We start from the raw sequence: 10,336 nt of genomic DNA, 5'->3' as shown, positions 1-10,336 counted from the left end.
ATTCGCCCAGCTTGTGTCAGAATCACGGGCTCTTTTCGACTCAAAATCACGAATTCGCCCAGCTGGTGACAGAATCAAGCCACCCTTTTACTTTATTCACCAATTCCATCTACCAGTGTCCGTCATGTTTAAAATTTCTCTTACATGACCAAAAACGCTTGCGGCAAAATGTTCGTCGCAAGCGTATTTTTTATGATAGTTTTTTCAGCGCATCTGCTATTGGCTCATCGCCACTTACTAGGTCAAAGGATTTACGATATGTACGTTCCTCTGTTAAAGAAGTGACAATCACTTTTGCGACATCTGCACGAGGGATTGTAGCTCTCGTTAGATTCTCTCCAATCGCAATCTTTCCAGTGCCTTCTTCATTCAACAAACCGCCAGGTCGAACGATGGTATAAATTAAATCACTTTGTACGAGAAGGCGATCGGCATAGTGTTTTGCCACGTAATATGGACGAATGGCCTCATTCCAATTTTCACGCTGATTCGCACCTAACGCACTGACCATCACAAAGCGCTTGACTCCAGTTTGTTCGGCTGCTTCCATTGTTTTCACAGCACCATCAAGGTCGATTAAGAGTGTTTGATCTGGTCCAGTATGACCTCCAGAACCTGCCGTAAATACAATCGCATCACAGCCCGAAATCGCCTCACTAATTTTCCCCACACTATCCGCAATACTCGCAAAAACAGTATCAACACCCAGATTTTCAAAATAGGCTGCTTGCTCTTGTTTGCGGACCATGGCAAGTGGCGTATGCTCCCCACCTTCCTTCAATAACTGGACGACTTGTTTCCCGATTTGACCGTTTGCGCCGACTACACATACCTTCATTCATCTAGCCCCTTTCATCTGGTTATTTCTCCTATTATTACAAGATAAGAAAGAGATAGCAAACGAAAGACTTTACTGATCCACTACCGTTGATTTATCTATATAGAATAATGATACAAATTCTAACAAAAGATGTAAGTAATGAATGACAGTTAGGGGTTGAAGAGTTGGGCACTACTGAATTACTTTTACGAATATCCATTGGATTTGTTGTTTTATTTACGTTAACTAGAATAATGGGAAGAAAAGAAATTAGCCAAATGACCTTTTTTAATTTTGTTTCTGCAATCTCCATTGGTTCAATTGCGGCTAACATGATCACAACGAAAGATTTTAGCATTTTAAATGGCATTATTGCTCTTGGAGGTTGGGCTCTCTTTACACTATTTATGAGTTTTATCGATATTAAATCGAAAACAGTAAGAAGAGTGACAACTGGGGATCCTATTATTGTGGTTAAGGATGGAAAAATTATTGATAAGGCCCTTAGAAAAAGTCGTCTTGATGTAAACACATTAAATGCCATGTTAAGACAAGAAAACGTCTTTTCCATGGCGGATGTAGATTATGCCATTTTTGAATCAAATGGCATGCTCTCCGTATTAAAAAAAGAAGGGAAGCAACCAGTCACCAAAAGCGATATGAATATTGCCCCTTCGATGAAAAAAATCTATCCCCTCCCAACTCAGGTTATCTCTGATGGGAAGGTTTTAACAAATAATTTATCTAAACTCCATTTAACAAAAAATTGGTTGGAGCAACAGCTTAAGCAAGAAGGAATTACATCCCCTTCTGAAGTGATGTATGCAGAAGTACAACAGGATGGCTCACTTTACATAGATAATAAGGAACCTATTCTTCACTAATTTAAGAAAAGCACGAAGCATTAGCGCTCCGTGCTTTTTAACAACTGTTTATACCTGAAGTGATTGTGCTTGCATTTGATACATGTTCGCATAGATGCCACCATTCGCCAATAATTGATCATGGGTACCTTGTTCTTTAATCACTCCTCGCTCCAACACAAGAATGCGATCTGCATTTTTTATTGTTGAAAGCCGGTGAGCAATTATGAAGGTTGTGCGTCCTTGCTTAAGGACATCCATCGCGTGCTGTATAATCTCTTCTGTCTCAGTATCGATATTTGATGTCGCTTCATCTAGGATTAAAATAGCAGGGTCAAACGCAAGTGCCCTAGCGAATGAGATCAACTGACGTTGACCAGATGAAAGGGTACTTCCCTTTTCAATAACAGGTTCATCGATTCCTTTTTCAAGGTTTTTTAGGACCCGTTCCGCGCCAACGGCTTCTAATGCCTCCTCTACTTTCTCCCTTGTGATCTTCGGGTCATCCAAGCTTACATTTGAGGCGATGGTTCCTGTGAACAAATACGGATCTTGCAAAACAATCCCCATATGCTGACGGATGGTTTGTCTCGGCAATGTCGTGATGTCGATTCCATCGATAAAAATCTTTCCCTTTGTTGGATCATAGAATCGGAAAAGTAAATTCATAATGGAGCTTTTTCCAGAACCGGTGTGGCCCACTAGAGCAACCGTTTCACCGCGTTTTGCTTCAAACGATAGATTCTTTAATACATATTCATCGTCTTTATAAGCAAAAGTCACATCATCAAACACAACATGCCCATCATATCTCGGCATAGTCTCCTCAGAGACCTCTTCTCCTGTTAAATCTAACACATCAAACACTCGTTTTCCTGCCACAAGTGAGCGTTCTAGTTGAGAAAACTGATTCACGATATTCGTAATAGGATTAAATAGCCTTGTTAAATAATCAACAAAGGCGTACAACGTTCCGGCTGATGCAACCTCACCAACCGATAATGATTGCGTTCCAAAATAAAGGATGAAAATCGTGAACATCATGAGACGCAAGGTATTGACTAAGTTAAATGAAGTGGCAGAATCTAATAATAAGAGTTTTCGCCCATATGCATAATGCTCATCATTCATTTCATCAAATTCCTTCGTCATTTGCTTTTCACGACGAAAGGCTTGGATAATCGTCATTCCTTGAATCGACTCATTGATCATCGCGTTGATGTCAGCAATTTTTTTACGAATTACCTTATTATACTGGGATGCATATTTCCGGTATAAAATCATCCATACATAGATGAGTGGAATCATGACTAATGCTAGCATCGCCATTTTCCAATTGAGTATGAAAAGCGCAATATAGACACCCGCAATAGATATAAAGCTTGTTGCAAAGTTTGAAAGTACCTGCACGTATAAATTTCGAACAGCTTCTGTATCATTCGTAACACGCGCAACAATTTTTCCGGCAGGTCGCTGATCAAAGTATTGAATCGGTAGTGTATGAATGTGACCAAATACATCCTGACGCAATTTTTGGATGACTCGATTGGCCCCTATTTGTAAATAAATATACATGAAATATCGTAGTATCGCAGTTGCGATTGCTAAAATGAAATATAAGCAAAGCAACCATGCAATCGGCTGAATTTCAATGTTTCCAATTACCATATATTCATCAATAATGTGTTTAGCAATAAATGGACCTGCAAGATCTGTAAAGACTGCAATCGTTAAGAAAAATAGGCCAAGAAAAATAGGTCCCTTATAATACATCGCATATTTTGTTAATCGTTTACCTGTACTCATGCCCCGTCCTCCTCTAACTGCTGACGGTCAAATTGTTCCTTATACCAACCATTTTGTCTGAGAAGCTCTTCATGCGTCCCTTGTTCTATAATTTTCCCTTCATCGAGTACGATAATGTGGTCCGCGTGTTGAACACCGGATAAACGATGTGTCGTAATGATTGTTGTTTTATCACTTCGTTCATTCTGAATGTTTTCGATGATTCGTGCCTCTGTTTTTGCATCTACCGCTGATAGTGAATCATCCAGAATTAATATTTCAGGATCTTTGATTAGCGCACGTGCAATGGACACACGCTGCTTTTGTCCTCCAGATAGGGATACTCCTTTTTCCCCGACGAGAGTTTCAAGTCCCCGCGGTAAGGTTTCCAAGTCCTTTTTAAAGTATGCAAGGTGAATAGCCTTATCGATTTCAGCATCTGTTGCATCTTCTTTTCCAAACAAAATGTTTTCTCGAATCGTACGTGAAAATAACACGTGATCCTGGGGAACATATCCAATCCAATCAAGTATTTGTTCCTTCGTCTGTGACGCGATGTCAATTCCAGCTATGCTGAGTTGACCTTCTTGCAATGGATATTCACGTAATAATTGTCGTAAAAAAGTGGTTTTCCCAGCACCTGTTTTCCCTACGATACCAAGTGTCTCTCCCTTTTGCAGCGACAGGGTGATTTGTTGTAAATTCTTCACCTGACTCGTTGGATACTGGAACATTAAATCATGAAACCCTATGTGATTCGGTGTCGAAACAGCAACTGCATCATTGGAATTTTTCACATCTGCTTGATAAAGAAGTGTTTCTTGAACACGATCAAGTGACGCATTTCCTTGCTGCATGACGTTGATAAGCTCACCAATCGCAAAAATCGGCCAAACCGCAAGACCTAAATAGACATTAAATGTAACCAGCTGACCCACCGTCATTTCGCCATTAGCTACAAGAAAAGCACCATAACCAAGTGCAACCACATAGCTAATACCCGTTCCTACCTTCGTAATCGGGCCAAACAAAGCATTAATTTTCGCTGTGTGGATATTTTTCTGATAAACCTCTTCACTCATATCCGCAAACACTTTTTCATCTTTCTTTTCCTGTACATAGGCACGGATGACTCTCACGCCTGCGACAGACTCGAGAACACTATCATTCAGTTCTCCAAAAGCATCCTGAGCTTTCATATAACGTTCGTGCACAATTTTACCTAAATACTGAATGAGCACAGCCATAATGGGTACTGGCAGCATTGATAAAATCGTTAATTTCCACGAGATCATGAAACCCATTGCAAAAATAATGGTGCCCAAAAACAATGTGGAGTCAATTAATGTCATGATTCCAAAGCCCGCAGTAAGGGAAACGGCATTCAAATCATTTGTGGCACGTGCCATCAAGTCACCTGTACGGTTCTTCTCGTAAAATGTGGGTGTCATTTTTAAAAACTGAAGCATCAGCTTTCGACGCATTAATTTTTCGAGGTTTAAAGAACCTTCAAACAATCGGTACTGCCAAAAGAAATTCAAGAAATAGCCTATAACGATAATGGCTATGAAAATAACTATATATTGAATCAGCCCTGTCTTTGTCATTTCACCTGCCGTTAAAACATCAATAACCGAGCCAAGTAAATAAGGAGGAATGACCTCCAACACAGTGGCAATCATTAACAGGACAATGGCAATCGTATATTGCAGCCAATATTTTTTAAAAAACCAACCAAGCTTACCTAATACTTCAAACATATTTCATACCTTCTTTCTCTGTCACGTTTGAAAGACAAGAGCTACCCACTATCCAGCAACTCCTTATTGAAAATCAATATTCTTCGTTTGTTCAACATTGTCTCTACTCCCTTTCATGCGTTTTCACTAAAAAATTCCACAAAAAAGATGCATACCCTAAAAGAGCATGCATCTTTTGTAAAGGTATAGTAGGCGTACCATACCCGTCATTGAATTCGGAATCTACAATTCTACAAATAAAGGTATGGGACAATGTATAAAATTGTTGTTTGGTTATGTGTTTTTAGCTTTTTCATTGTCCTTTCCTCCTTTGTAAAATTTTATTAGTATTCTTGAAGATTACCATTTATTTCATACAATTGTCAACTATCAAATTACTGTTTTAAAATTTTTTCACAAATATGGCTATTACTTGATGAAAGATTTATGGACGCTATATATTCCCCTTCAATAAGTCATTAAGTGTTGTATGGTCTAATAATTCGGCAATTTTATCGCGGATTAATGCCCATAAAGGTTTTAATAAACATCCTGCCTCTAACGGACAACTTTCATAGGATGTAATGCTTACACATCCCATAGGTGCTAAGGGTCCTTCTAAGTTTCGAATAACCTCTCCAATGACAATATCATTCGGATCTCTGCTCAATTTATAACCTCCATTAACACCTCTTTTACTTTGGACATAACCATTTCTTTTTAATTGCAGGAGAATCTGTTCTAAGTAATTAACTGGGACAAGTGTTTTCTCTGATATCTCATCTATATTTATCAACTGTTTGTCTCTTGCACCTAGAAAGATTAAGGCTCGTAATGCATATTCTCCCCTACTCGAAACCTTCATTTATGATCTCCCCTTTAACAAAATAAAAAAATTGCTAATTTATTATAGAGTAAGAACCAACTCAAAGAAAACATCATATTTTAAGTTAGAAACTTGATTAGATTAGTCAACAATTAGAAATTAACTCTATTCCTTTCTAGTCTATTCAGGATTATTAGAAAAAGGAGAGGTAAATATGAAAAGATTAATTTTACTTGCTTTTATAGGATTAGCCGCACAATTAGTTGATGGTTCTTTGGGTATGGCATATGGAGTTACATCTACATCTTTGTTACTGATGTTTGGAATTGCACCAGCTGTTGCATCTGCATCCGTTCATATGGCTGAAGTCGTAACAACTGCTGCATCAGGAGTATCACATATAAAATTTGGAAATGTCGACAAACAGGTTGTGTACAAATTAATTATACCTGGTTCAATAGGTGCATTTTTAGGTGCTTGTTTCTTAAGTAGTATACCTGGTGATATTATAAAGCCGTATGTATCGATTTTCTTGTTAATTTTAGGTATTTTTGTGATTTATAAATTCCTTTTTAAGTTTAACTCAAACAGAAAAACCACATATAAGAAATGGTCAAAAAAGCAATTTGTTCCCCTTGGCTTTATTGCTGGTTTTTTCGATGCAACAGGAGGTGGAGGTTGGGGTCCAATTGCGACACCCGTTTTATTGACTGGAAATAAAATGGAGCCAAGAAAAGTAATCGGATCAGTTGATACAAGTGAATTTGCCATCGCTGTTTCATCAACACTAGGTTTTCTATTAACATTGGGCTGGTCGAATATTAATCTTCAATGGGTTCTTGCGTTGATGATTGGTGGGATCATCGCAGCTCCAATTGCAGCGTGGTTAGTTAAAATTATTCCTACCAACCTATTAGGTACACTCGTGGGAGGAATTATTATTCTAACGAATATCAGAACTTTATTAGGGACATTTGATATTTCACAGACCATAAGCCTTTACACTTATATTATTCTTGTAGCTCTATGGCTTATAGCAGTAGTAAGTGTTATTTGGAAAATAAAGAAAAGTAACTATAATAACAAACAAGTATTAGATTAAAAGACAAAAGCACAAAGAAGATAATCTTTGTGCTGATATAGAATTATTTAACAAACCTGCTCTCATTTTAGCACAGTTGGATTTCCCTCATTACTTTCCATGATCTCTACTTCATCCTGTCGCTGCAAATACCATTGTTCAAAGGTGCGGGCAAATGGCAAGGGAACATCATGAATGGTTTCAATATGGGTTGGTGTTGAACGATTCATTGTTGTAATCGAAGCGACTTCGAAGAACCTTTGAAAACGAGTCTGATAATATGACATTTCGATCACATGTCTTCGTTTTGTTATAAACATGCGACTCGTTAGACCACCCTGCCACCACTGGACTTGGTCTTCCTTCAACGAAAATCTTGTATGGATAAAATCAAGAAACCGTTGCAGAACGACCAAACAAAGTAATACGAGAGACAACATCCACCACGCCTGGCTGAGTCCAAATGGCTCTGGTTTAAAATAAAATAAGCCAATCGTTACAAGTACCCAAATCCAACTTATTCTCAATAATTTAATCCATAGGGACTTGCGCGGTGATCTTTCTAATCTGGTCTCATTTAGCTGATAGATTGGAAGCAATTCTTCTATTAATTCATAGGCTTTTTGGACTGGCAGAAACGGATAAAGGGAGTTCACATTGACCGATTCATCCCCATTATTCGGATTGGCTAAACTAATTAATATAACCTCTGCTAGTCCAAAAATGCGTTTCAACCACGTTTGCTTCATTTCCAAACCTTGAATTTTCCTTTTTTCTATCGCGAAATAGCTTTCATTAAGGACCCCTCGATCAATATAGATATAATTTTCATCAGATGATATAACATATCTCCCATAACGAATAAATGTCCTTGCAACACCAAAAGCAACAGCAACAACAACAGCCACCATAAGGATGATGGCAAAGAGCCATTTACTTGCGAGTAACACCTGAAAGATACCCTTTACCTGTTTGGGATCTGGGAAAAATGGTTCTGCATAATCCAGGCCAGCAAAAACAATCGGAACAATCGCTAAGAAACTTAATGAGGTAAAGCTCGCTTTCCACAAATCTTTCTTCTCGGGTGTAAAATGTACCTTTCGTGTTGGTTCCAGAACCATTGCTTGTTCAGTCTCTTCATGTTCTTTTGTGACTGCCTGATGCTTATCAGGTTGAACTAAATCTATTAAAAAATCGGCATGTTTCTTTGTTAATACGTCGAACTGGATGGAATCATCCTCCCCATCCATTGCCGTTTCAAAGGTAAGGGAGGTTAGTCCAAAGATTTTATGAAATACGGATGTTTTTCGTGTGACATTTTGGATTCTTGAAAACGGAATGGTACTCGACCGTTTCACAAAAATGCCTTTATGGATATGGAATGATCGGTCCTTCCATTCATATTTCTCCACAAACCAACTAGCAACTATGTAAAATAGCCCAAATACAACAACTAGTAAAAAAGCATATCTCCCATACACAAAAATCCAAGATTCCGAATCCTTCCTTAATACAAATAACAACAGGATAACTAGAAAACTACTTTTGATAAATTGATAGATTCGATAACCGATACTAAGCGGATGGTATCGCATCATTCATCCACTTCCTTTAGCTTTGCATAAATTGCTAATTTCTCTCTTAGCTCTAGTGCGACATGCTCTTCCAAAGCAGGAATGGTATGGGAGGAACCCATTGTCTCCACTTTAATCGCCCTGGCATGATATCTTTTCATAATCGGACCTTGACTTGTCGACACGGACTGTATTTTCGTCATTGGTACAGTCACCCATTCTTTTGTGAACACACCGTAGCGCAGTTGCAGAAACTCATCGTTAAATTGATAACTCCAATTCCGGTAAAGTAACTTCGGTTCGATCATGGACCAAATCGCACCAAATAAGCCGAGCACAAGTAAAGCCACTAAAATCCAAAACGCCCAAGTTGGCCATGAAAAATAATCATTCAACCAAAATAATACTCCTAGGACGATAAAACCCACAAAATTGGTAATGGTTTCAGTTATGATTCGGATTTTTGGGAAAGCAGGAGATAATTGGTTCTCTAATTTTACATCACTCATAATAGCAACTCCTTATGAATACAGGTCTAACAATATGTATCTGGTTTGTGAATCTCACAGCCAAGCTACCATCTTTATCCTATTTACGGTTACTACCGTCATAAAGTTTCATTTTTACGATTTGTCCTAAATATCGACTGTTAATCTCACTAAGTTTATTAGATAAAAATGATTCAAAACCGACTTTTTTTGAGTTGGTTTTCATACAATTCTTGTAGGGGTGATGAAAAAATGCCTAGAGTAAAATATACGGACAATGATGTTAATTTAGTGGCAAGGATGATGCGGGCGGAAGCAGAAGCGGAAGGTCGACAAGGAATGCTGATGGTTGGGAATGTCATTGTAAATCGAGCAGTAGCCAATTGTTTAGATTTTAAAGATCTGAGGTCAATCCGACAAGTGATTTTTCATGTACAAGGTGGAAATTATTCATTTGAAGCCGTCCAAAAAGGAAATTTGTTTTATAATCCAGCTAGAAATGTTGAAAAAAGGCTAGCAAAGCAAACATTAGATTATTGGAGGGAACATCCTTCCAAGTATTCTCTTTGGTATTTCAACCCGTACGCACCATGTCCTCCTACATGGTACAGCCAACCATTTGCAGGACAATTTAAAAACCATTGCTATTATGAACCTGCAGCAAATACATGTGATAGCGTGTATTCAGGCTAACCCCACATATTGTGGGGTTTTTCATTTTTTCAATATTCTCTTACTGCTTTTATCAAACGAAAAATTTGGCTAGAGGTTAATCTTAAATGATTAAAAGTTTGGTTTGGATCCATGGCTTCCTCTAATGTCATCGGCTCATTGATGATTGAAAAGAATGAGGTAATTCCGAGATTATTTAAAGCAGACGTGTCTCCAGTGGTTGCACCAGCCAATGCGATAACAGGTATATTCTTTTGCTGAGCCATTTTCGCAACTCCTAATGGGGCTTTTCCCATAGCTGTTTGACCATCCATCTTCCCCTCACCTGTTATCACAAAATCAACACCTTCTAATTGTTCATTCATCCCGATGGTATCAAGGATCAAATCTATTCCTGACTGGAGCTGTCCTTGTAGAAAACCACTAAAAGCTGCCCCTAACCCACCTGCAGCCCCAGCCCCTGGGAAGGAATGAATATCTATGAACAA

Annotated in this window: 10 protein-coding genes; 3 read left to right on the top strand and 7 right to left on the bottom strand. The window is 38.3% G+C overall.

Annotated features, from left to right (window positions below; genetic code table 11):
* Window positions 1–190: 190 nt before the first annotated feature.
* Window positions 191–838: an SDR family oxidoreductase gene (locus V7138_RS25000; RefSeq protein WP_335402695.1), complete on the bottom strand. Its 648-nt coding sequence runs from the start codon at window positions 836–838 to the stop codon at window positions 191–193.
* A gap of 167 nt (window positions 839–1,005) precedes the next feature.
* Here V7138_RS25000 and V7138_RS24995 point away from each other — a divergent pair, with 167 nt between their 5' ends.
* Window positions 1,006–1,704 (top strand): DUF421 domain-containing protein, encoded by a 699-nt coding sequence (locus V7138_RS24995; protein ID WP_335402694.1) that lies wholly within the window; start codon window positions 1,006–1,008, stop codon window positions 1,702–1,704.
* A 48-nt stretch (window positions 1,705–1,752) separates the two neighbouring features.
* On the opposite strand, the gene V7138_RS24990 is transcribed toward V7138_RS24995, so the two are convergent.
* The 3 genes from V7138_RS24990 to V7138_RS24980 form a co-directional block, all read right to left on the bottom strand.
* Window positions 1,753–3,489, bottom strand: coding sequence for an ABC transporter ATP-binding protein (locus V7138_RS24990; RefSeq protein WP_335402692.1), 1,737 nt, complete (start codon window positions 3,487–3,489; stop codon window positions 1,753–1,755).
* Window positions 3,486–5,228, bottom strand: coding sequence for an ABC transporter ATP-binding protein (locus tag V7138_RS24985; RefSeq protein WP_335402691.1), 1,743 nt, complete (start codon window positions 5,226–5,228; stop codon window positions 3,486–3,488). The genes V7138_RS24990 and V7138_RS24985 overlap by 4 nt, the downstream gene beginning before the upstream one ends.
* 433 nt (window positions 5,229–5,661) lie before the next feature.
* Complete coding sequence (locus V7138_RS24980) at window positions 5,662–6,072, bottom strand: RrF2 family transcriptional regulator (RefSeq protein ID WP_335402689.1); 411 nt, start codon at window positions 6,070–6,072, stop codon at window positions 5,662–5,664.
* Between the two features lie 175 nt (window positions 6,073–6,247).
* Here V7138_RS24980 and V7138_RS24975 point away from each other — a divergent pair, with 175 nt between their 5' ends.
* Complete coding sequence (locus V7138_RS24975; RefSeq protein WP_335402688.1) at window positions 6,248–7,135, top strand: sulfite exporter TauE/SafE family protein; 888 nt, start codon at window positions 6,248–6,250, stop codon at window positions 7,133–7,135.
* 62 nt (window positions 7,136–7,197) lie between these two features.
* Here V7138_RS24975 and V7138_RS24970 read toward each other — a convergent pair whose 3' ends face one another.
* Entirely contained in the window at window positions 7,198–8,712 is a 1,515-nt protein-coding gene (locus tag V7138_RS24970; protein ID WP_335402687.1) for a PH domain-containing protein, read from the bottom strand.
* Window positions 8,709–9,197, bottom strand: a complete 489-nt coding sequence (locus tag V7138_RS24965) for a PH domain-containing protein (protein WP_335402686.1) — start codon at window positions 9,195–9,197, stop codon at window positions 8,709–8,711. Before V7138_RS24965 ends, V7138_RS24970 begins: the two co-directional genes overlap by 4 nt.
* Window positions 9,198–9,428: 231 nt before the next feature.
* Here V7138_RS24965 and V7138_RS24960 point away from each other — a divergent pair, with 231 nt between their 5' ends.
* The gene (locus V7138_RS24960; RefSeq protein ID WP_335402685.1) at window positions 9,429–9,869 is read left to right on the top strand and encodes a cell wall hydrolase; all 441 of its coding nucleotides are present in this window, start codon (window positions 9,429–9,431) and stop codon (window positions 9,867–9,869) included.
* A 29-nt stretch (window positions 9,870–9,898) separates the two neighbouring features.
* Here V7138_RS24960 and V7138_RS24955 read toward each other — a convergent pair.
* Window positions 9,899–10,336 (bottom strand): glycerate kinase (locus V7138_RS24955; protein WP_335402684.1); only part of this gene is annotated, 438 nt, incomplete at its 5' end.

It is taken from the genome of Bacillus sp. JJ1533, from assembly GCF_036965045.1.
In the GTDB taxonomy this organism is placed as follows: Bacteria; Bacillota; Bacilli; order Bacillales; family Bacillaceae_L; genus Ferdinandcohnia.
Note: the sequence above shows the minus strand (reverse complement) of the source record. Positions and strands in the feature narration are given on the sequence as shown.